At 61.1% G+C, this 22,014-nt stretch carries 18 protein-coding genes and 2 pseudogenes; 11 read left to right on the top strand and 9 right to left on the bottom strand.

What is annotated here, in order from left to right:
* Nucleotides 1-270, top strand: a pseudogene (locus BS629_RS40030) (hypothetical protein); the annotation flags it as partial.
* A gap of 710 nt (nucleotides 271-980) precedes the next feature.
* Here BS629_RS40030 and BS629_RS26705 read toward each other — a convergent pair.
* A complete protein-coding gene (locus BS629_RS26705; protein WP_077988609.1) occupies nucleotides 981-3,821 on the bottom strand; it encodes an ATP-binding protein in 2,841 nt (946 codons plus the stop codon).
* 245 nt (nucleotides 3,822-4,066) lie between these two features.
* Between BS629_RS26705 and BS629_RS26700 the strand changes: the two genes are divergently transcribed.
* The 3 genes from BS629_RS26700 (at nucleotide 4,067) to BS629_RS26690 (ending at nucleotide 7,112) form a co-directional block, all read left to right on the top strand.
* Nucleotides 4,067-4,726 carry a response regulator transcription factor gene (locus BS629_RS26700; protein WP_077988608.1) on the top strand — a complete coding sequence of 220 codons (660 nt, stop codon included), beginning with the start codon at nucleotides 4,067-4,069 and terminating at the stop codon, nucleotides 4,724-4,726.
* Between the two features lie 146 nt (nucleotides 4,727-4,872).
* The gene (locus BS629_RS26695; protein WP_077988607.1) at nucleotides 4,873-5,910 is read left to right on the top strand and encodes an alpha/beta fold hydrolase; all 1,038 of its coding nucleotides are present in this window, start codon (nucleotides 4,873-4,875) and stop codon (nucleotides 5,908-5,910) included.
* A gap of 164 nt (nucleotides 5,911-6,074) precedes the next feature.
* Nucleotides 6,075-7,112, top strand: coding sequence for an LLM class flavin-dependent oxidoreductase (locus BS629_RS26690; protein ID WP_077988606.1), 1,038 nt, complete (start codon nucleotides 6,075-6,077; stop codon nucleotides 7,110-7,112).
* A gap of 48 nt (nucleotides 7,113-7,160) precedes the next feature.
* On the opposite strand, the gene BS629_RS26685 is transcribed toward BS629_RS26690, so the two are convergent.
* From BS629_RS26685 to BS629_RS26675, 3 genes are all read right to left on the bottom strand, one after another.
* Nucleotides 7,161-7,622: a YybH family protein gene (locus tag BS629_RS26685; protein ID WP_077988605.1), complete on the bottom strand. Its 462-nt coding sequence runs from the start codon at nucleotides 7,620-7,622 to the stop codon at nucleotides 7,161-7,163.
* A 202-nt stretch (nucleotides 7,623-7,824) separates the two neighbouring features.
* Nucleotides 7,825-9,051 carry a YbfB/YjiJ family MFS transporter gene (locus BS629_RS26680; RefSeq protein WP_077988620.1) on the bottom strand — a complete coding sequence of 409 codons (1,227 nt, stop codon included), beginning with the start codon at nucleotides 9,049-9,051 and terminating at the stop codon, nucleotides 7,825-7,827.
* Between the two features lie 146 nt (nucleotides 9,052-9,197).
* Nucleotides 9,198-10,283: an NAD(P)H-dependent flavin oxidoreductase gene (locus tag BS629_RS26675; RefSeq protein WP_077988604.1), complete on the bottom strand. Its 1,086-nt coding sequence runs from the start codon at nucleotides 10,281-10,283 to the stop codon at nucleotides 9,198-9,200.
* Between the two features lie 284 nt (nucleotides 10,284-10,567).
* Here BS629_RS26675 and BS629_RS26670 point away from each other — a divergent pair, with 284 nt between their 5' ends.
* The 6 genes and pseudogenes from BS629_RS26670 to BS629_RS26645 all read left to right on the top strand — a co-directional run bounded on the left by BS629_RS26670 (nucleotide 10,568) and on the right by BS629_RS26645 (nucleotide 15,817).
* Nucleotides 10,568-11,293, top strand: a complete 726-nt coding sequence (locus BS629_RS26670; RefSeq protein ID WP_077988603.1) for an SDR family NAD(P)-dependent oxidoreductase — start codon at nucleotides 10,568-10,570, stop codon at nucleotides 11,291-11,293.
* A pseudogene (locus BS629_RS26665) lies at nucleotides 11,287-11,786 on the top strand (RidA family protein). The gene BS629_RS26670 and the pseudogene BS629_RS26665 overlap by 7 nt, the downstream one beginning before the upstream one ends.
* A complete protein-coding gene (locus BS629_RS26660; protein WP_077988602.1) occupies nucleotides 11,783-12,772 on the top strand; it encodes an enoyl-CoA hydratase/isomerase family protein in 990 nt (329 codons plus the stop codon). Before BS629_RS26665 ends, BS629_RS26660 begins: the two are co-directional and overlap by 4 nt.
* Before the next feature lie 85 nt (nucleotides 12,773-12,857).
* Nucleotides 12,858-13,406, top strand: coding sequence for a hypothetical protein (locus tag BS629_RS26655; protein WP_077988601.1), 549 nt, complete (start codon nucleotides 12,858-12,860; stop codon nucleotides 13,404-13,406).
* A 19-nt stretch (nucleotides 13,407-13,425) separates the two neighbouring features.
* Entirely contained in the window at nucleotides 13,426-14,061 is a 636-nt protein-coding gene (locus BS629_RS26650) for a cysteine hydrolase family protein (RefSeq protein WP_077988600.1), read from the top strand.
* Between the two features lie 208 nt (nucleotides 14,062-14,269).
* Nucleotides 14,270-15,817 carry an aldehyde dehydrogenase (NADP(+)) gene (locus tag BS629_RS26645; RefSeq protein ID WP_077988619.1) on the top strand — a complete coding sequence of 516 codons (1,548 nt, stop codon included), beginning with the start codon at nucleotides 14,270-14,272 and terminating at the stop codon, nucleotides 15,815-15,817.
* Nucleotides 15,818-15,873: 56 nt separating this feature from the next.
* Here BS629_RS26645 and BS629_RS26640 read toward each other — a convergent pair whose 3' ends face one another.
* Genes BS629_RS26640 through BS629_RS26625 form a run of 4 tightly spaced genes read right to left on the bottom strand, consistent with a single transcriptional unit; the run spans nucleotide 15,874 to nucleotide 19,718 of the window.
* Nucleotides 15,874-16,467, bottom strand: a complete 594-nt coding sequence (locus BS629_RS26640) for an NADPH-dependent FMN reductase (protein WP_077988599.1) — start codon at nucleotides 16,465-16,467, stop codon at nucleotides 15,874-15,876.
* 53 nt (nucleotides 16,468-16,520) lie between these two features.
* On the bottom strand, nucleotides 16,521-17,549 hold the full coding sequence (locus tag BS629_RS26635) for a D-cysteine desulfhydrase family protein (RefSeq protein ID WP_077988598.1): 1,029 nt from the start codon (nucleotides 17,547-17,549) through the stop codon (nucleotides 16,521-16,523).
* 35 nt (nucleotides 17,550-17,584) lie between these two features.
* Nucleotides 17,585-18,394: an SDR family NAD(P)-dependent oxidoreductase gene (locus tag BS629_RS26630; RefSeq protein WP_077988597.1), complete on the bottom strand. Its 810-nt coding sequence runs from the start codon at nucleotides 18,392-18,394 to the stop codon at nucleotides 17,585-17,587.
* A gap of 37 nt (nucleotides 18,395-18,431) precedes the next feature.
* Nucleotides 18,432-19,718: an epoxide hydrolase family protein gene (locus BS629_RS26625; RefSeq protein ID WP_077988596.1), complete on the bottom strand. Its 1,287-nt coding sequence runs from the start codon at nucleotides 19,716-19,718 to the stop codon at nucleotides 18,432-18,434.
* A 213-nt stretch (nucleotides 19,719-19,931) separates the two neighbouring features.
* Here BS629_RS26625 and BS629_RS26620 point away from each other — a divergent pair, with 213 nt between their 5' ends.
* Nucleotides 19,932-20,600: a VOC family protein gene (locus tag BS629_RS26620; protein WP_077988618.1), complete on the top strand. Its 669-nt coding sequence runs from the start codon at nucleotides 19,932-19,934 to the stop codon at nucleotides 20,598-20,600.
* A 236-nt stretch (nucleotides 20,601-20,836) separates the two neighbouring features.
* On the opposite strand, the gene BS629_RS26615 is transcribed toward BS629_RS26620, so the two are convergent.
* On the bottom strand, nucleotides 20,837-21,769 hold the full coding sequence (locus tag BS629_RS26615; protein ID WP_077988595.1) for a LysR family transcriptional regulator: 933 nt from the start codon (nucleotides 21,767-21,769) through the stop codon (nucleotides 20,837-20,839).
* Between the last annotated feature and the right edge of the window lie 245 nt (nucleotides 21,770-22,014).

Below are 22,014 nucleotides of genomic sequence, written 5' to 3'. Positions count from 1 at the left end.
GCAACTGCTTCCATGGAACTGGACACCGCCGACCATCGACGCTCAAGCGGCGTGACCAGCGGCCTTCACCGTATGCTTACGCTCATTGGCGAGGACGATGACAAGCATCTCGTTAGCGGTTTCACGGCGGTAGCCTACGACATTCCGAAGGGTTCCATCGCGGGCTACTATCCAGAGATGAACGTCGTCATCTCGCTCCGACACTTCGATCGCCAGTCCGGTACGCCGTCCTACAAGGGAGTGCCAGTCAGGGTGAAACTCGCGGATTGACAAACACCGAGACGGCTAGAGGCGTAAGTTTGTCATGCAGGTCTGCCTCAAGACCCGCGAACCACGCTGATCGCGAGTAGGTGCCTGAGCCTCTCTTGCTCGGTCACTCCGTTCTGGTACCACCAAAGAAGGCCCCTCGCCGCATCCTCGGCTTCGGCGCTTTGTCTATCGTACTGTCGGTTCTCGCAATGCTCCTTGAGCAGACCACGCATCATGGACACGTGCTCCGAGCTTAGCACTGCCCCGCACATGCTGTAATGCAGCTTCATCATATCGGCGCCCTTGATGCTGTAGGTTATACAGGATTCGACGGATTGCAGCCGGCCCACACTGGTGAGCACGTAGAGAGCGATTTTTCCCCGCCTAAACGGGATTCGCCGGACTGGGCAGGTACCCAGACGCGGATCGGAGCCGCTGGCCGCTGTATCGACACCAGGGCGCCAACCAGAGCTGCCATTGCAAATAAGATTGCGACGCCTGGGAAGATACTGCCCGACGGCTTGCGGTTCCTGTGAGACATAGTGTTCTCCTGACACCCGCCGACAAACGGCCTGGCTAGGAGCCCACTATGGCAACCAGCAGAGAGGGAAGCTGTTGCACATAGGTATTGCCAATACTTTCGTATTCCCAGGCTTCGTCAGCGAGCGGGCAACAACGTGGCCGTGCAGTTTCGAAGCCGCGTCGAAGCATCAGTCAAAGATCTACGAGGCTCATTGCTTCGCGCCGAGCAACCTCTTCGCCTGCAAAAGTCGAGGGGTAGACAGTCCTTCGCGGAACCGCTCGTAGACGGGACGAAGGATTTCTTGTGCCGCTCGAAGATCACCGCGGCCGGCCAGATATTCCGCGTAGCTCATGGCCGCTGTAAGCTCCCAATACAAACCGCCTTGAGCGGATGCTCTTAGGCCAGCCTCCCGAAAGAGGTCTACGGCCAAGCTCTCATTCGCACCTTGTGCTGCGATGATCTCGCCTTTCTTTCGTAGAAGTTCGGGCATTATCCAGCGGTAGCTTTTTTCCGCTGAAAATTTCTGTGCTCTGTCGATCTCCAAGAGCGCCTCGTCCAGACGTCCGGCCGCCTGCAACGCGGCTGCGAGTTCACACATGAAAAACGGATAGAACAGTAGATACGAGGATTCTTGCATGTCTCGAATGCCGGCTTGAAGAGCGTCGATCCCCTCCGCGGGCGAGCCTGAACGCGACGCCAGGCTGCCTCGGACGCATATGCCAACTGCGTAGAACGGTTTCAGACCATGCTGCAGTGCATGTGCAGTGAGTTCTTCGCCCCAGTGTCGTGCTCGCGCTTCGTTGTCCAGACTAAGTGACACGAAGGCGGACGCCCAGGCCAACGCGACGCAAAATACGAATGGTTGCTTGGTTGCACGGGCTTCATCGACTGAGTCTTCGGCTGCTTGAGAAGCCACCTCCAATCGACCCAACGAGATCAAGTTGACGGTGTCATGAGCCATTGAGGACGTCCGAATGTCCGCCCCGAGCCTGAGCATATCCGTCCGACGATTGTTGGGCGGCGAATTCCTCGCCGCCCAATCAAGTCGGTCATGAGCTTCCACGTGGTGAGCCTGATAGGTCTGCGGGATGCCCGACAGCCAAGCTGCCGTGGCGCGTGACCTCGCATCGCCTCCGCCAGCGCCTCTCCCGTATTCTTGCGCGTAAACAAGCGCATCATCCAACTCCACCGATCGAGCGCTAAAAAGCCAGAGGGCGCAAGTAACGCGTTGCCGGTAGTCCTGGTCATCCAACGTTTCAGCGAGCGTCAGGGCGCGTGCGAGCACCGCTCTACCTTGCTCGCTCATACCCTGCGTATAAATCATCGCGAAGCCCAGGGCGCACTGTAGGACCATTTCCGTACGTCCCCCCTCCTCTCCTTCGAGGCAGGAGAGCGCCTTTTTAGCCCATTCGCCTGACTCGGACACGAGCGAGGTCGCGGTCCAGAAATCGGAGGCAATTGCGGCGAGGCCTGCTCCGAGCTTTCCATCGCCCTCTGGAGAAAGCGCCCAAGTCAAAGCGGCTCGGAGATTATCGATCTCTCGGCGATACGGCCCCAGACCATCGATTGCCAACTGCAGCGAGTCTTCACTCGAAAATGGCTTAAATAACGAATGGAAGAAGGCCGTGGTCCGCCTCATCGTCATTCGATAGTCGGTGCCCCCTCCAAGCTTTTCCAGCGAATAGACCCTCACCGTCTCCAGAAGACGCCACCGCGGGGCTGCCTCCGTTCCGTCGAAGGTCACCAACGATTTCGTGACGAGGTTCGAGAGCCCTAGTGCGGTCTCTTCCTCGTCCTCCCCGCTGGCGGCCATCGCGGCCTCCAAGGTAAACCCTGCGGGATATACGGAGAGACTGTGCAGAAGGCGACGCTCTCCTTCGGGCAATAGTTCATAGCTCCAATCGAGCGCGGCCCGAAGCGTGCGGTGTCGAGGCAAGGCAGTACGGCGTCCGCCGGTCAGAAGAACGAAACGGTCATCCAATCGGCCGGCGATCTGTTGAAGCCCCAACGTGGCAGCACGGGCGGCGGCGAACTCTATGGCCAGGGGAATTCCATCCAGATGCCGGCAAATACCCGCGATAATCGAGACCCTGTCCCCGCTCGTCGTAAAGTCGGACTGCAACGCCCTCGTTCGGGCGACAAACAACTGAACCGCACTGTGCGTTAACGGATCACCAACCTTTTCGTTCGCGGGCACATCAAGCGGGGGAACACGATATGTAAACTCCCCCTCGATCCTGAGAAGTTCCCGACTCGTTGCGAGAACCGAAACGTTCGGGCAGGCGCGCAGCATCGCCTCGACCATCTCGGCAGCGGCATCGACAACATGTTCGCAGTTGTCGATTAGAAGCAACATTTTCCGATTACCAATTGCCCGCGCAACGAGCTCGGCAGAGATGTCGTCGCCTTGAAGGCGCAGATCGAGAGCCTGTGCAAGTGTAGTGGGAACAAGATTTGGATCCGAGAGCGAAACCAGCTCCACAAAGAATGCATCCCCATCGATCGTCGGCTGCAGGCGGCGGGCGACTTCGGACGCGAGTACGGTTTTCCCGATCCCACCCGGTCCCGTCAGGGTTACAATTCGATAGGCCGACATGAGCGTCACGATATGAGAAATTGCAGCCTGACGGCCGATGAGCTCGGACGCCGCCGAGGGGATGTTAGTAACAAAATCCTCTCGTTCGCTCGACCGCACGAGCGTGGCGGGCGTCGGATCGGCAAACCGCTTATCGGGTTCCGTCCACTCGCCGAGTAGTCGATATCCGCGACCGGACACGGTACGCAGCAAGTCTCGGTCCTTTCCAAGCGCACGCCTTATTGCAGAGATATGAACCTGGAGGGTGTTGTCCTCGACGACCATTCCAGGCCAGACGCGCTTCATCAGCTCGTCTTTCGTGACGATCCTACCCGAAGAAACTGCAAGTGTTTCGAGGATTTCGAACGCGCGACTGCCGAGCGGTACCGGAGCGCCCATCGCACGCAGCTCTCGCTTTTCGAGATCAAGCTCCCATCCGGAGTGCTCGAAGAGGCCTATCTCAATCTGTCCCAAAGCGACCCGAATCTATCTGGTTCAACCGCATCGATAAAATCACAGAGGGGCAGATTGCGCCAAGGGCACTTCAACAACTGGTAAGGGAATACTTCAGCTTTTTTCAGGATCTCTCACGCCACTTAAGTCGCGAACGGCTGGGTCCTGGTTTAAAAACGCCAAGCGCCTTCACTACAACGTGCGTGAAGCATCATTACACCTTCCAGCCGCAGCACTTCCGTGCACGATCAATGAGGACGAATGGCATGTACCGGACGGAAAATCCTACTGATCCTTCGACAACTCTTTCGAGCGATGCTTTGGTCGCCGTTTTGGATAACGGCACCGAATTCGATCCCGATTTGCATCGATATATTTCGGGCATGAACTGGCAACTAGAACGGTTCACCTCAGCGCGCGACTTGCTTAACGGCGCCCAAGCTGGATGTTTCAACTGCATCCTTGTCGATGCGAGCATGGCTGATCTTCCGGTTTCAGATCTAGCGCGGTTGATTTGCTCCTTCGCGGTGCACTGCCCAATCGTCGTGGTCACCCCGAGGAACAGTCCGGCCACTTCTGTTGCCACGACCAGATTCCGGGTGGCCTTCCTCCCCAAGCAGGATGATCCCGCCGTAATCGCAGAGGAGGTGAACGCATCGATACGTGCGTTCCACGAGGCAAACCGTTTGGAAGCCTTTTTTCTCACCCTTACTCCGCGAGAACGTCAAGTCATGAAGTTCGTGGTAGAAGGCTTGCTGAATAAGCAGGTGGCCTTCAAGTTGAATATTAGCGAGATCACCGTCAAAGCTCATCGTGGCCGGCTCATGCGGAAGATGAACGCCAGAACACTTCCCGACCTTTTGTATATGGCCGCAAGACTTGGGCCCGCGTCGGGCTCCATCGCGAACGAGCTTTCGGCGTTCTGAGGCGCCGCCGCGCCGCCATGTTTAAGCACTCCCGTAGCTGACCGACACCATTGGACAGTAGCGCATTTCTACCACCTGTCTGAAATGGACTCGCAAGGGCCTGTCGTGCGGCAGGTACTTAACAAGCGATCTTTGGAGACACAGCCATGAGCAACTCAAACAACGCGACCTGGACACGCCGCTCCTTCGGCGGAGTGGCACTCGGGCTGACGGCCGCAGGAATCCTTGCAGGGCGCGTCGAAGGTGCCGAACAAAGCAAAAGGCCGGTACGGCAGAAGAATATGGGCCTGGTTGCCGACAAGCGTATCGACGCCGGAGACCTGAATGTCGGATACGCCGAGCTCGGTCCTGAAGACGGCTCGCCCGTTATGCTGTTCCACGGATGGCCCTACGACATCAACGCCTTCGCCGAGGTGGCGCCTTTGCTCGCGGAGCGTGGTCATCGTGTGATCGTGCCGCATCTGCGCGGATACGGCAGCACCAGGTTCCTGTCCGATGACACTATGCGGAACGGCCAACAGTCGGCGCTTGCCGTCGACGCCATCAAGCTGATGGACGCCTTGAAGATTGAAAAGGCGACGGTCGCCGGGTTCGACTGGGGTGCGCGGACCGCCGACATCGTCGCAGCGCTCTGGCCAGAACGATGCAGGAGTTTAGTATCCGTCAGCGGCTATCTCATAGGGAACCAAGCTGCGGGAAAGGCGCCCCTGCCCCCAGCCGCGGAGGTTCAGTGGTGGTATCAGTTCTACTTCGCCACGGACCGCGGTCGCGACGGCTATGAAAAATATACGAACGACTTCGCCAAGCTGATCTGGCGTCTCGCCTCGCCGCAGTGGAAGTTCGACGACGCGACCTTCGATCGGAGTGCAGAAGCATTTGCCAATCCCGATCACGTCTCGATCGTCGTTCATAACTACCGCTGGCGGCTGGGCCTGACGGAAGGTGAAAAACGGTTCGACGAATTCGAGACCAGGCTTGCGGCCGGTCCCGAGATCCATGTGCCGACGATCACGATGGAGGGCGACGCCAACGGAGCGCCTCATCCGGATCCCAACGCCTACGCCGCAAAGTTCAAGGCGAAATACGAACACCGTCTCGCAGCGGGCGGGATCGGCCACAATTTGCCGCAGGAGGCGCCCGAGGCGTTCGCCAAGGCGGTAAGAGATGCCGATTCCTGGGCGTGAGCAACCGGGGTCCCGACGCGCTCAATTATCGAAAAAATCGATGATCTCCATCCGAAAAACCACACTGGCGAGGCATCGCCTAGTCGTGAGATGGGAAGCGCTTCCGCCGGGAAGGCGTCAGAACGCCGTGGCTCCGGGTGCGAGCTCCTTGAAAGGATTCAACTTTGGAAATCGGTATCGATAGTTTTGCGATGCTCCTGCCCGACCCTGACACGGGTCGCCTGCAGTCGGCCGTCGATCGCATGGAGAGCGTACTTTCCGAGGTGGAACTGGCGGACCAGGTCGGTCTGGACGTCTTCGGAATGGGCGAACACCACAGGGAAAACGCGCTTGATTCCGCGCCCGCCGTGATACTTGCCGCAGCGGCGGCGCGCACCAAGTCGATAAGGCTGACGAGCGCCGTCGCCGTCCTTAGCGCCTCCGATCCCGTCCGGCTTTTCCAGGAGTTCTCAACGCTGGACCTGATATCCCGTGGACGAGCGGAGATCGTGGTCGGTCGTGGCTCTTCCGTGGAGGCCTATCCCCTGTTCGGCTTCGACCTGAGGGACTACGATGCGCTGTTTGCGGAAAAGCTGGACCTACTGCTCAAGATCAGGGAGCAGCCCAACATCAGGTGGCAGGGCCGGTTTCGTCCTGCGATCAATGGCGAGGGTGTCTTCCCTCGTCCGCATCAGCCCAAATTGCCAATCTGGCTTGGCGTGGGCGGCACGCCTGAATCCTTCGTCCGCGCAGGCACTCTCGGCCTCCCGCTGATGGTGGCCATCATCGGAGGGAGCTTCGAGCGCTTTCTGCCCCTGGTCGAGCTCTATCGTCGAGCATGGCTCGTCGCCGGGCATCCCGCTGAAAACCAGCGGATAGGCGTCCACGCTCTTGGCTTTGTCGGAGAGACCGACGAGGCCGCAAAGAAAGCGTTTTTCCCCGGCTGGTTCCAAATGTTCACGGACGCCGGAAGAGAGCGCGGCTGGCCGCCGCCGACGCAGGCTCAGTTCGAGCATATGTGCGGGCCGGGTGGCGCGTTCCTCGTTGGCAGCCCGGAGACGGTGGCTGCCAAGATATCCCATGTTAACAGAACGTTGGGAGGAATTGCTCGCCTCACCTTTCAGATGAGCACCGCCGCGCTCGACGCGGAAGCGATGCGTCGTTCGATCGCGCTGCTGGGAACGGACGTCGCGCCTTTGGTGCGGGGACAGCTTCGCGACTAGCGGGTGCGCGTCGCACAGAGCGCCGACGTTTGCCGGCGCCCCATCTCTTCAGCCGAAGATCAGTTTCTGATAGGCAGCCAGCATCTGCGGATCCTCGACGGAACCATGATGGTGAAGCTGTCGCCAACCGCCTTCCTTGCTTACAAACCACCGGGTCGTCCGGAAGGCGACATCAAGCGTCTCTGTCGCCGTCTGACATACTCCGCGTTCGCGGCCGACGAACAGATGCCACTCGTCGCCGCCCTGGCTCGTGAAGTCGTGGAAGGTCACCTGGACCTTCGTTTTTCCCTTGAAGAGCGTTGAATACCCGTCGGCGATCTGGTCCCAACCGCGGCGGATGCCGCCGATCGGGTTGTCCATGCTGGGATCAGAGCCGCCGAGCCAGACCTGTTCCAGCCCTTCGAGATCGCCAGCGTTGAAGGCTCGATAGAATCGTATCAAAGCATCCAAGGCGCATCCATCGTCCTGCGCAGTCTCGCCGCCGTTAACTTCTGTGAGATGCCGGTCCATTGATTTTCTCCGTACTTCCTCAAAGGTGGCTGACGCACTTGGAAAGCATGTAACTCTCCTCGTACTGGCCAACTTGGTTTACCCGTCTCTCCATCAAGGCAGCATGCGCAATCGATACCAACCCTTCTATTGTACGATGGTGTCGAGCATAAATTTGGAGATACGCGACGATCGCATCGGAGAAGACAGAAGCGCGTGATTTTCAAGTGGGACGAACCGAGCGCCCCACGCTCCTCGCATTCCGCTCGCTTGGAAACAGCAGGATCATCGCAACATAGATCGCGGCGCCGACTACGAGCGCGATGCTGGCGACGGCAAGCGCGAGATCGAACCCGGCGTCTACATTCACCACATGCCTCATGATCACTCCTACGGCAGGCGGCCCCATGATCTGTCCGATCGCGAACACCGCCGTCAGCAGTCCCATGTAACGCGTGTGGTGGCTCGATCTGATCCGCCTAACTTCGTTCATGGCGAAGAAGCTGATCGCAGTGAACGGCAGGCCCACGAGAACGCTGCTGAGGGCAAGACCGAAAGCGTCCTGCCAGATAACCGACAGCCCCACCCCGACCGCCTGCACGAGGTATGCGGCAATCAGATGGAGCCGCACGTCGGCGCTATGCTTCACGCGCGCCGCCAGCAGCGATCCGACGACTGCCGCGACCCCGAAAAGCGGCCAGAAGACGGTGAGCAAGGGTGAACCAGGAATGCTGTTCTTCGCGATCACCGGAAGATAGGTCGCCGTGACGATGTAGCCGAAGCCGGCCAGCCCGTATGCGATCGCAAATAGAGGCATTTCCGATTTCGGCACCTTGCCGGAGGCGCGCGTCGGCGCCCCCACGGAATAGGCGTCGGATGGCTTCGCGCTCTCGCCGAAGGTCTTCCATATGATCCCGCTGATCGTGGCGGAGATCGCGGCGAATATCAGCCAGGCGGTGTGGCCGGACTGCCCGAGAATGGTCATCCCGCTGGCGGCCAGCCCGGACACGGCGATGCCTGCGCCGGGTCCCGTGAATATGGCGCTTCCGATCGAGCTGCCGGTTCCCGAAAGCTGGGCGAGACACCAACCGGAGGTGAAGACGAATCCGACCGCCGAAGCGACGCCCGCCAAGAACCGAAGAGCGACCCAGGCCTCGGCATAGGGCGCAGACATCAGAGCCGTAAGCAGAACCGTGGCCACCAGTGTCAGGCGTATGACGAAGGTATGGTCCCACCTCTTGGGTACTGCCATCGCCGCCAATGCACCGACCAGGTAGCCGACGTAGTTGGCAGTGGCGAGTCCTCCGGCTCGCGAAAGATCAAGGACGCCGTCGTGTAGCATCATCGGCAGAATTGGAGTGAATGCGAACCGACCGACGCCCATGGCGATGGCGAGGGACGCCGATCCAGCGAGCACGACCACATATGGGCTGGGGCTGCGTTTAGACATGACGCTGTCCTTTGTTCGATTGAACATATGTCGCCACGAATTCGCGCGACGGCCGCTCCCCTTCAGGTAGATTGGTCGAGGTCTGCGTGAACCGTCAGTCTGCGGCAGGCTGTCTGCCGGGATCCGGAAGGATCTGCGGGATGCCGTCAGGTAGGACTGCGGTGTGCGATGACGTCCAATGCGGACCGGTAGAGTTCTCGCGTCAATTCCTCAGCACCAACTTTCAAAGCAAGACGGGAGGCCTGCCCCGACCAGAGGTTCGTAAAATCGTTCCTCGACTCCGCCTCGGCTTTTGCTCTGATGGGAACGAGAGCTCCTCCAGCAGTTGGAAATGCAGGCACGGCATCTGAGATTGGACCTAGATCGCGCATCAGGCGGTTTACGATGCCTCTCGCTGGACGGCCGGTAAAAACGTTCGTTATCGCGGTGCTGTCGTCTCGGGCCGAAGCCAGCGCCTCTGCCTGAACTGCGGGAATCCGAGCCTCAGGGCAGAACAGGTAGGCTGTCCCGACCTGGACGGCGGAAGCTCCGAGCATCAGGGCGGCGGCGACACCTCTCCCGTCGGCGATCCCGCCGGCGGCGATGACCGGCACCCGCACCGCGTCGACCACCTGGGGCAGGAGCGCCATGATTCCAACCTGTGTCGTCATGTCCTGGCTCAAGAAATTCCCGCGATGTCCACCGGCCTCGAAACCCATGGCGATGAGTGCGTCGACGCCGTTTTTTTCGAGCCAGACGGCCTCGGCCACGGTCGTGGCGGATGATATGATCTTCGCGCCTGTCGCCTTCACACGCTGCACCAGTGACTTTTCGGGCAGCCCGAAATGAAAGCTCACGACCTGCGGTTTCAACTCCTCGACCACCTCGCAAAACGAAGAGTCGAATGGTGCACGGCCCGCCGCGGCGATCGGCGTGGCGGGGTCAAGTCCTGCGTCTACGAAGTAGGGCGCGAGCAGAGCTCTCCATCGCATCTGCGCTGCCAGATCTTCGGCGGGGGAAACATGTGAGAAGAAGTTCACGTTCACAGGCGCGTGGGTAGCGCCGCGGATCTCATGGAGGGCCTGACGCAGCCCCTCGACGTTTAACTGAGCGCTTGGGAGAGACCCCAGACCGCCGGCCTTGGCCGCGGCGACGACCATTTCGACCGTCGTCGCTCCGGCCATCGGCGCCTGGATGATGGGAAGCTCGATTCCAAACAGGTCGAGAATTCGGCGATCCGGCCAGCGGGTCATGTGGACTCCTTGTCATGCGTGACGTTGCAACGCTGATACCTCCGGCCACGACCCGCGTCTATTGGACCTTGGTGTCCTGACGAGCGACCCAATCCGAAGGTATCGGGAACACCTTGGTACAATATCGGGTCCCGATTTTCGGCGCGATTGTCGTGGCAGAGCGGACGACGGCGCGACCGCCGGGAAGCTCCCGGCCGATGGCTGGATCAACGCATCACACGAGGAACAAAGCGACCGCCACCTGGCGGACGAAGGGTACCCGCGTCGCCACAACGGAGGCAGGCATGAGCGTGCATAAGACTGTTATCATCACAGGCGCGTCGCAAGGGATCGGAGCCGGACTTGTCAAGACGTTCCTGGACAAGGGCTGGAACGTCGTCGGAACCTCTCGGAACATCAGCGAGAGCACGCTTTTCGACCGTGCGGGGCGATTGGAACTGATCAGCGGCGACGTCGCGGATCCCGAAACCGCCGAACGGGCGGCGGCGGCGGCGATTGAGCAGTTCGGCTCGATCGACGCACTCGTGAACAATGCCGGAGTGTTCTTCACCAAACCGTTCCTCGAATACACCATCGACGATTTCCGGCGCCTGTGCGCGACGAACGTCGAGGGATTCCTCCATTTCACGCAGCGCGCGATCGGACAAATGCTGCGCCAGAAGTCCGGCGGGAGCGTCGTGACGATCACGTCGTCGCTGACGGACCATCCGATTGCCGGCGTGACCGCGTCGCTTCCAATGGTTACCAAGGGCGGCCTCAACGCCGTCACCAAGAGCCTGGCGCTGGAGTTCGCCAAGGACAACATCCGCGTCAACGCCCTGTCTCCGGGGGTGGTCGACACTCCTCTCCATGCGAAGAACCCGCGGTCCTTCCTCGAATCCTTGTCGCCGATGGGGACTATCACGGCGGTTCAGGAGATCGTCGACGGCGTCGTCTATCTGACGGAGTCCTCCAACATCACCGGGGAGGTGCTTCACGTCGACAACGGCGCACATCTGGGCAAATGGTAGTCGCGAGCGCTGAGGCGCGCATCAAGGAACTGGCGATATGCCTCCCGAAGGCGCCCACGGCGCGTACGTCGAAGCGTTCCAAAGCGGCTCGCTGCTTTTCCTAAGCGGCATGCTACCGGTCGCCGGACATGTGCCACTCTATACGGGCCTCGTCGGCCGCGAGCTGTCCGTCGCCGAAGGCTACGACGCAGCGCGAGCGGCCTGCCTTAGTGGTCTAGCCGCCGCGCAGTCGCAGCTAGGAACGCTGGACAGGATCCGATCGGTCGCCAAGCTGGGAGTCTACATCGCCTGCCCCGCCGATTTCCATGAACACCCCAAAGTCGCCGATGGCGCGTCAGAGCTGTTGCTCGACGTGTTCGGTCCCGCCCGGCTCCCTCCCCGTGTCGTCCTCGGCGTTTCCAGCATACCGCTTGGAATGCCCGTCGAGATCGAACTGGTCTTCGAGATCGGGCCAGCGTTTGCATCCCAAACCCAAGAACGGAGCCTGCCATGAAGGTCAGACAACCAACCAGGACAAGCGCCATCGCGATGTCGTCGAAAGCCCTTACCGCCGCGGCGCTATTGCTGCTTCCGGCGCTCGCCCTATCCGATCAGACGAAGGTCGCCGAAAAGGTGGATCGTGGTGCAGAAGTCAAGGCCGACCCAAGTCAGGAAGATGCGCAGATCAAGGTGGACAAGCGGACCCCCGCCTACTGGCGTGTCACCTTCGACAATCCGCCCTTCAACATCTTCGGACCGGAGACGATCCCTCAGATGGAAAAAGTGATGGCCGCAATCGAGAGCGATCCCAATCTTAGGGTCGTAGTCTTCGACAGCGATGTGCCTGGGTTCTTCCTCACTCACTACAACTTTACGCCGCCTCTCGCCGAATCCACCGGCCTCCCCTCTGGCCCCACAGGCTTGCACCCCCTGCCCGACATGCTGGTCCGCATCAGCAAGTCGCCGGTCGTCTCCATCGCGCTGATCCGCGGCCGCGCGACGGGCGTCGGAAGCGAGCTTGCTCTCGCCAGCGACATGCGCTTCGCGAGCCGTCAGAAAGCAATTCTCTCTCAGTGGGAGGTCGGCGCGGCACTCGTCCCCGGCGGCGGCCCGATGGCAAGGCTACCGCGGCTGATGGGGCGCGGTCGAGCGCTGGAGGTCCTGCTTGGCTCCGACGACATCAATGGCGATCTCGCTGAGAAGTACGGATACGTTAATCGCGCCTTCGACGACGACAAGCTCGATCCGTTCGTCGACGCCCTCGCTACCCGGATCTCTGGCTTTGACCGCCAGGCGATCGCCGACACCAAACGCCTGGTCGACTTCGCGAGCCTTCCGAGCGACCCCGAGATCGCCGCAGGCTGGGACGCCTTCATTACGTCGGTCCAGCGTCCGGCGGCGCAGAAGAACATCGGACGCCTGATGGACATGGGCCTGCAGAAGGACCCGGACATCGAGGCCAGGCTCGGACACTACACGCAAACTCTGGCCGACGAGTAGGCCGAGGCGGTGCCCGCGCAAGGACTCGGCAGGTCGCGCGGGCATCAACATCCTTCAACGCACTCAACGACAAAGGAGAAGTCTCATGCACAGCCTTGAAAACCAGATCGTCGATTCCAGCTTTTCGACCATCATCAACGCGCCGATCGAGAAGATCGATATTCCGACTTGGTGCTTTAATCTGCCCGAAAAGGAATACCAGGGATGCTCGCCTGCCCACATCGCAGCGGGCTTCACGACGGCGGACGACGGCACGCGGATGTCGATAAATGTCGAGACAATCGGCGGCAGCCTGATGGTCCAGCATTACCATGAGACACTCGGCGAAAAGCATCATCTCATCCTCGACTCCGATTCAGACGTCTTTACTCCGAACGGCCGGGTCACCATCCACGTCACCTGGGAACTCAGTGTGAAGAAGCTGGATGCGAACCGCTGCGAATTCACCAACCGCGTCCAATCCTACGCGACCGACGAGATGATGGCTTTCCTCGATCGCCAGGGCATCCCGTTCGAACTCTTCCGCACGCAGCGGCAGCCGATGTCCATCGCCCACAACAAGGGCGAGACGCCGCTGTTCGCGGCGAGCATCGAGCGCGCGGCCCTGAAGAACTCGGCGACGAAGGCGGCCTGAACCGGCGAAGGAGCACATCATGGCTGAACTATCCTTCGATAGGAGCAATACCGGACTCCTCGTGGTCGATCCGTATAACGACTTCATTTCCGAGGGTGGCAAGATCTGGCCGCGTATCAAGGAGGTCGCCGAGGCGAACAACTGCGTGCCGCACATGCTCGAAGTGCTGACCGCCGCACGCGAAGCCAAGCTTCGGGTCTTTTTCGCGATGCATCATCGCTATCGGGCCGGAGACTATGAGAACTGGAAGTACGTGGCGCCGATCCAGCGTGCGGCCTGGCACCGCAAGAGCTTCGAGTTCGGCACGTGGGGCGGTGAGTTTAGAGCTGAATTCGTGCCCGTGGCCGGCGAGGTCGTCGCATCGGAGCACTGGTGCTCAAGCGGCTTCGCCAATACGGATCTCGATCTCGAGCTGAAACGGCACGGCATACAGCGTGTCATCGTAATCGGTCTGGTGGCCCATACATGCATCGAAGCCACCGTACGGTACGCCGCCGAACTTGGCTACGACGTGACGGTCGTGAAGGACGCGGTCGCCGACTACTCGCCGGAAATGATGCATGCGGCGCTGGAGGTCAATCTGCCCAGCTATGCCAGCGCCATCGTCGACACAAAGGAAACCGTGGCTGCGATCGCTCTCACTCAGGCGGCGTAAAGCTGCCATCTTACGGACACTTACATCCGGCGGGCTTCAAGCTCGCCGGATGCGGATTCGTTTAAAAAGTAATACTATTTGCATTCCGAGGCTTGGCATGCCTGGCGCCGACGCCTATCTGAGGCGAAAGCCAACCGCCAACGGTTCAAGTCGAGCCTCCCATATCAGTGGAGGACAGTATCGACACTTAGTTTCGAAAGGATCCATGATGACACTCTCCGGCGACCTCCTCATCGGCGGCGCGAGCATGCGCGGCGCGGCTGCGACATTCTCCGCGATCAACCCAGCCGACGGCAGCTCCATGGAGCCGAGCTTTGCGGGCGCGACAAAGGAGCAGGTCGAGCAAGCCGCGTCTTTGGCCTGGGATGCCTTCCCGGTCTACAAGGAAACATCGCTCGAAGATCGGGCCCGCTTCCTGGAAGCGATCGCGGAAGGAATTCTGGCCCTTGGCGACGAACTCGTCCTGCGAGCGATCGACGAGACGGGACTGCCGCGCGGGCGCATCGAAGGAGAGCGTGCCCGAACGGTCGGACAGCTCCGGCTCTTCGCGAAGGAAGTCCGCGACGGCGCCTTCCAGGAATTGCGTTTCGATCCCGCAGACGCCGACCGCAAGCCGGCGGCGAAGCCTGACCTTCGGCTCCGCAACATCGCTCTCGGACCGGTCGCGGTGTTTGGGGCGTCGAACTTCCCCCTAGCCTTTTCTGTCGCTGGTGGCGACACTGCCTCGGCCCTCGCCGCCGGCTGTCCGGTGATCGTCAAGGCGCACTCCGCCCATCCCGGAACCTCCGCACTGGTTGGCAAGGCCGTCGTCGACGCCGTCGCGGCATGCGGGCTCCCGTCGGGGACTTTTGCGCTTTTGTTCGACGCAGGATTCGAGGTCGGCCAGACCCTGGTCGCCGACCACCGGGTACGCGCAGTTGGTTTCACCGGCTCGCGCCGCGGGGGTACCGCGTTGATGAAGATCGCGTCGGAGCGGAAGCAGCCGATACCCGTCTACGCCGAAATGAGCAGCATCAACCCCGTCATCCTCTATCCAAACGCACTGCTGGGCCGGGGCGCGGAAATCGGGAGATCGTTCGCGGCTTCGCTGACCCTCGGCGCCGGTCAATTCTGCACGAATCCTGGTCTGCTTATCGCCATCGAGGGCGCGGGGCTCGACGCGTTCATCGAGAGCGCAGCGGCGGCCTTGGCCGAAGCGCCAGCTCAGACCATGCTGACAGGCGGCATCTGCGAGGCGTATCGAAAGGGCGTTGCAAGGCTTTCGTCGTCACCGTCCGTATCGCAGGTCTCTGCCGGGAAAGACGGAACGGCTCATCAGGCCTCGGCCGCGCTTTTCCAGACGACGGCGGCTGCCTTTCTTGCCAATCCAGAGCTTCAGGAAGAAGTCTTCGGCGCGGCGGGACTGATCGTTCGCTGCAGTGACCACGACGATCTGCGCAGGGTCGTCGAATCCTTGGAAGGTCAGTTGACCATCGCGCTACACGTGGATGCAGAGGACGTCGCCGCCGCCTCCCGGATGATCCCGCAGTTGGAACTTCTCGCCGGCCGGCTCCTCGTCAATGGCTTCGGGACCGGCGTCGAGGTCTCCCCGGCAATGGTCCATGGCGGACCTTATCCGGCGACGTCGGACGGAAGATCGACGTCGGTAGGCACATTGGCGATCTACCGTTTCCTGCGCCCGGTGTCCTACCAGGACTTCCCGGCAGACCTGCTTCCAGCCCCACTCAAGGATGTTAATGCCGCCCCTCGCGTGTAGACGATAAAACTGGAGCGGGGGCGGCTAACGCCCCCCCGCTCCTTGTCTTGCAGAGGTTAGACCTCTGAAGCCTTCGCAGCCATCGTGGCCTTCGCCCACCAGACCAGCTCGTCCAGCGCAGTCTTCGCCGACGGCAGCAGGTTGGCTTCGATCTCTTCGATCGGCTTGTTGCCGCCCATCGAGAAGACGGTGAAGAAGTCGCTGCCGCCGATATGAACGGCCGCATGCGTGGAAACCATCTGCAGCTCGACGCCGATTCCGCGCAGATGCTCGAGTGCGCGCGACCCGCCCGCGGTGCCATACGCGATCGCGGTGAACGGCTTGCGTGCCCATTCCACGTATGACTGGTCGAGGGCGTTCTTCAGCACGCCGGTGATCGAGCGATTGTATTCCGCGACGACGAAGATGTACCCGTCGTAGCGGGCCACGGTCTGCTGCCAACGAACGGCTTCCGCACTCTGGCTTGGTGCGTAGGCGTTCGACGCGACCTCGTCGAAGAACGGCAGCGGATGGTCGCGCAGATCGACGATTTCGACGTCGATGTCGTCGCGGGCCTGAGCCTGCTTCAGTATCCACTGTGCGGGCTTGTCGGCGAAACGGGTCGGCCGGGTGGAGCCGATGATGATGGCGATCTTTGGTTTCGTGGGCATGGCATTCCTCATTTTATGTCCGGTTGATGATGATGACCCTCGGGGAGAGAGGATCAGGTGCTGCTCAGGGCGTCTGCATACGCATAGAGCCCAGGGGAACCTCCCGTCATGACGAGCAAGACATTCGATCCTGGCGCGATGACTTCGTTTTCGATATCGGACAACAGGCCGGCAAAGGCCTTCGCTCCGTAGACTGGATCCAGAAGCAGGCCTTCAGAGCGGCCGACGAGTCTGATCGTCTCGATCATTTCGGACGTCGGCATGCCGTAGCCGCCACCGAGCTGTGCGCCGTCTATCGTCAGCTCCTCCGCTCGAATTCGGTCCTTCTTCCCGAGGAGGTCGAAGACCGCGTTGACCTTCTCCACCGTCGCGGCGACGCATACCTCCGCTAGCGAGAGAACGGTGTATGCTCTGATCCTGGAAGGATCTTTTCCGGCCAGGGCAGCTCCCACGGCCAGACCGGCGTGCATGCCGCCGCTTCCGTTCGGAATGACCACTTGGTCGAACGCGATGCCGATCTCAGTCGATTGCGCTGCGATTTCGAATGCGCAGTCGACGTAGCCCAGGGCTCCGACCGGCGTCGAACCGCCAAGCGTGCCCACGAAAGCCTTCGCCCCGGACGCGGCGATCTCCGACGCGCGGCCTGCGGCGAAAGCGCTCGCATCGTCGCCCGTGCCAAGGAGGTGGACGCGGGCGCCGAAGACTCGGTCCAACAAGACGTTGCCATTGGCCTGGTAGACCTCTGTCTCGCGGGGCACCATTTGAGCCAGAACGACCTCGCATTCCAGTCCGGTTCTGGCGCAGGCGGCCGCAGCCAGACGAGCGAAGTTTGACTGTACTCCCCCGGTTACGACGAGGGTGTCGCAGCCTTCAGACTGGGCCTGCCCGATGAGGAACTCGAGCTTGCGGAGCTTGTTGCCCCCGCCGCCGAGCTCCATGAGATCGTCTCTCTTCGCCCAGATCGAGACGCCTCGTCGGCTCTCGCCGAGCACTTGCTCCAAACGATCCAGCCGCTGGATTGGCGTCGGTCCGTTCACCAAGCGCACGCGCGGAAACCGGTTCAAAAGATCCCAGTCGGACATCTCTGCCTCGCTTCTTGAGTGTTGTTGCACCGGTGTCAGGACGCCAATGCCGGCGTCCGGTAGCGCGGGGCGGGAACGTTGCGAGAAAGGTTCGGCATCAGCTTCTGACGAGCCGCCTCATACGCGTTCCAGTCTTCAATGTTGGGAACTGAAGGTAGGGTGATCAGTTCGCCCATGTCGAGACCGGCCAGTGCAGCGTCCACCGCATCTTCAGCCTTCATGACGATCTGGTCCGGCAGTCGGTCGAGCGAGCCGCCCGACGCCTCCCAGAAAGGCGTCTCCACCGCGCCGGGAAGTACGGCCTGGATTCGGATGTTCTTTTCTGCCAGCTCCTTCTGCAGAGAGAACGTCAGAGCGATGACGAACGCTTTTGTTGCGCCGTATACGCCGTTGAGGATTTCGGGAGCGACGCCCAATGCGGAGGCCATGTTGACGATCGTGCCGTGCTCACGTGCGACGAAGGACGGCGCGACGGCATAGACGAGACGAGTCAGGGCCGTCACGTTGATCGCGATCATTTTTTCCATCGCCTCGACGTCGGACATAAGCAACGGTTCGACCGCGCCGACCCCGGCATTGTTGACGAGCATGGTGATCGATGGGTCGCTCCGAAGGATTCCTTCGACCTTCAGAAGGTCGTCGCGCTGGCCAAGATCCGCCCGCACGGTCTTTACGTTCCGACCGGTCGAACTTGCGATATCCTTGCTGATCCGGGCGAGCGCATCCTGGCTGCGCGCCACCAGTATCAGGTCGTAGCCGCGGCGGGCGAGCCTGTCGGCGTAGAGCGCGCCGATACCCGACGATCCTCCGGTGATAAGCGCAGTGCCTCTTGGAAAGTTTGTCATTGTGGTTCTCCTTGATTGAGGTGCTTTCGGTACAACGTCAGCGCAGAGTTCTGAACGCCGCCCGAAGCTCCGATGCGAAAAGGTCTGGTTGCTCCCAGGCGGCGAAGTGGCCGCCCTTGTCGACTTTGTTGTAGTAGATGAGGTTGCGGTACGCCTTCTCGGCCCAGCTCCTCGGAGCCTGGTAGATCTCGCCGGGGAACACGGTGATCGCAGCCGGTATCTTGATGTCGACGGCGTTGAAGTTGTTTGCGTTGTTTTCCCAGTAGAGCCGCGCGCCTGACGTGGCGGTCCCTGTGAACCAGTAGAGAGAGATGTCGTCGAGCATCTCGTCCTTGGTCAGAGACTTCTCCGGATCGCCGCCGCTGTAGGTCCAGTCCGCGAACTTGTCGTAGTACCAGGCGGCAAGACCGACGGGTGAATCGGTCAATGCATAGCCCAACGTCTGCGGCCGCGTGACCATCATCAAAGCGTAGCCCGCGCCCTTCGTGTACAGCGCGTTCATCTGCTCGTAGGCGGCCTTCTCGTCTTCGGAAAGCCCGGCTGGCGCGGGTTCGCCATCGGCGAGCGCCCTCGCAATGTCGGGCGGAACGGTCGCAGGCATGTTGGTGTGGATGCCGAGCAGGCCTTCCGGCGCTTGGGCAGCCATCTTGTCGGATACGACAGCGCCCCAGTCCCCCCCTTGCGAAACGTATCGGTCGTAGCCGAGCCGCTTCATCAGAACGTGCCAGGCACGCCCGATGCGTTCCGGCCCCCACCCGGTTTCGCTTGGTACCTCCGAGAAACCGTAGCCGGGCATCGACGGTATGACGACGTGGAAGGCGTCCTGCGCGGCACCGCCGTGCGCGGTGGGATCTGTGAGCGGCCCGATCGTCTTGAGGAGTTCGAGCACCGATCCCGGCCAGCCATGCGTCATAATCAGCGGCAGCGCGTCCGCGTGCTGGGACTTGACGTGAATGAAATGGATGTCGAGGCCGTCGATCCTGGTCATGAACTGCGCATGCGCGTTGAGCTTCTTCTCGCCGTGCCGCCAGTCGTATTCCGTGCCCCAGTACTCCACGAGCGGCTTTAGCCTTTGAAGCTGCGCGCCTTGCGAACGGTCGGAAACCGTCTCCTTGCCAGGCCAACGTGTCGCACGGACACGGCGGCGCAGTTCATCGACCTCCTTCTGCGGGATAACGCATTTGAACGGACGGATTGCATCGCCTCCCGTCGCCGCCCGGACGGGCTTCGGCAGAATGCTGAGGGCGGCGGTCGCGGCCGTGGCTGCAAGCAGTTCGCGCCGCGTCGGCGACAGTGCGGTTGCCGTTTCTACTCCTGCTGACATGACGTCCTCCATTGAAACTGAGTGGTTGGATTGGGTCTTAGGGATCGTCCGGCATGGCTGCCGAAGATATTGTTCGAAGGTATCGGCGATACCAATGGATCGGTTAGCGACGTGCTCGACGCATCGACACCTTGGGACAATGGACATCGGGGACAGCGACGGCGCATCGTGCCGATCGCGGTGAAAGTGACCGCGATTAACAGGGAGATCGAGATGGCTATCCAGGAACCCACCCCAACCAATTCCGCGCGCACGGATCACATCGACACGAAGCTTGAAGTCGTCGTCATTCCCGTGTCCGACGTCGATCGGGCCAAGTCCTTCTATACCGGCCTTGGCTGGAGGCTCGACGCCGACGTGTCGGGCGAGGACGGCTTTCGCGTCGTGCAGGTGACCCCGCCGGGCTCGCCTTGCTCCGTGATCTTCGGAGCGAATGTGACCGCCGCCGCACCCGGTTCCGCTCAGGGCCTCCACCTCGTCGTCACCGACATCGAGATGGCGCACGCGGCCCTTGCCTCCCGCGGCGCCGAGATGAGCGGCGTCTTTCACGACGACGGCGGTGTCTTCCACCACAAGGGCGCCGACCATCGGCTGCCCGGACCACATCCCTCCCGGTCAAGCTACGGTTCTTTCGCCTCCTTCTCCGACCCGGACGGAAACGGCTGGCTCCTGCAGGAAGTCACGGCGAGACTTCCCGGTCGCATCGACGCCAATGGCGCTGCGTTCACATCCGCCGGCGACCTCGCAGAGGCGCTGCGCAGGGTCGCTTCCGCTCATGGCGAGCATGAGAAGCGCGACGGCGGCAAGCACGACGAGGCGTGGCCAGAATGGTACGCCGACTATCTGGTCAAGGAGCAGTCTGGCCAAACGCTGCCGACGTGACATCCTGAATGAAAGCCTGCGCCCCAGGCAACCATCTCCGCCCCGAGCATTGTGCGCAAGTACACCGGTCCTCTCGGGCCGGCGTCCCGCTGGCTACCGGCGACACTCGTCCGTCCGCCTCGGTTGACGAGCACCGAGCCGGTACCGAGCTCATCACCGTGACTAGTGGTTAGCTGGGAAGCACGTCGCGGAGAACCGTCGCTTGCCTGCAGACAGCCAACCGCGTTTCGGCACAATTATTCGAGGTTTCCGGATTCCGCGGCGATGCGTCCAAGTTCCGAACGTAGACGCGGAACTGCAAAGTCGATGAAGGTTCGAACTTTCGGAACGGCTGCGCGTCCTTGAGGGGTCAGGATGTGAACTGGCAGCGCAGGTGGCTCCGCCTGAGGAAGAACGACTCTGAGGCGAGCGTCGCGGACATATTCTGCGACGTGATACGAATAGAGCCGGGTCACGCCCATTCCTTCGGCGGCCGATGCCGCGGCTGCTCGGACGCTGTTGACGAGATAGCGTGGGGTGAAGTGAACGGTTCTTGGGACGGAAGTGCCTTTTGCGGGCGCAAAGCTCCAGGATTCGAGGCCGAAGTTCGAGAAGGCGATCAAGTCGTGGCGGGAGAGATCCGACGGCTCAGTGATTGCGGCTCGACTGTCGAGATATTGCGGCGCGGCGACCACGACGCGGCGAACATCTCCGCCAATGCGCGTGGACATGTGGGTCGAGTCGGCGAGATTGCCGATCCTCAGGGCGACATCCACTCCCTCGTCAACCAGGTTCACGAAGCGGTCGAGCATCAAAAGCCGAACGGAGACGTTGGCGTTCTCACGAAGGAAGCTGTCGAGGATCGGCCGGAGCACCTCTTCGCCCAGGATGGGCGGCGCCGAAATTGTCAGCGTTCCTCGCGGAGAGGATCGCTCTGAGCCGGCGATCATGTCCGCCTCCTCGAGATCGACAAGCACCCTGCGGCATGCTTCGACATATCTCTGGCCCGCTTCGCTGAGCTTTAGACTCCTTGTCGTTCGGTGAAGGAGCTCCACGCCAACATGTTGCTCAAGCAGACCCAATGCCCGACTGATCGCAGTCGGGGACCGCTTCAGCCTACGAGCGGCGCCCGCCAGGCTTCCTTCTTCAACCGCAGTGACGAAGACCTTCATTGCATCGATACGATCCATCATCTGCTCCTGACCGCTTTAGGCGCCGGCGACCGCGCGAAGTTGCCGGTCACGGGCCTTCTACCCAACAAGCAGGTGACGCGCGACCCTTCAGGCCCGATACCATCGTACAATGGACTTCCCCGCTGGACCGCTCATTCTGTCCAGGCTTGCTAAGCGAACTGATGATTTTGTCGCCAAGCGCACATTTTGTGATACCATTTTTCGGGAAGTTGGCGACGACCTGGACAGCTCTTTGGGAGAGC

Source organism: Rhizobium leguminosarum bv. viciae USDA 2370 (assembly GCF_002008365.1).
GTDB classification, from domain to species: domain Bacteria; phylum Pseudomonadota; class Alphaproteobacteria; order Rhizobiales; family Rhizobiaceae; genus Rhizobium; species Rhizobium leguminosarum.
The sequence above is the reverse complement of the archived record's forward strand: the minus strand, read 5'-3'. Positions and strand labels throughout refer to the sequence as shown.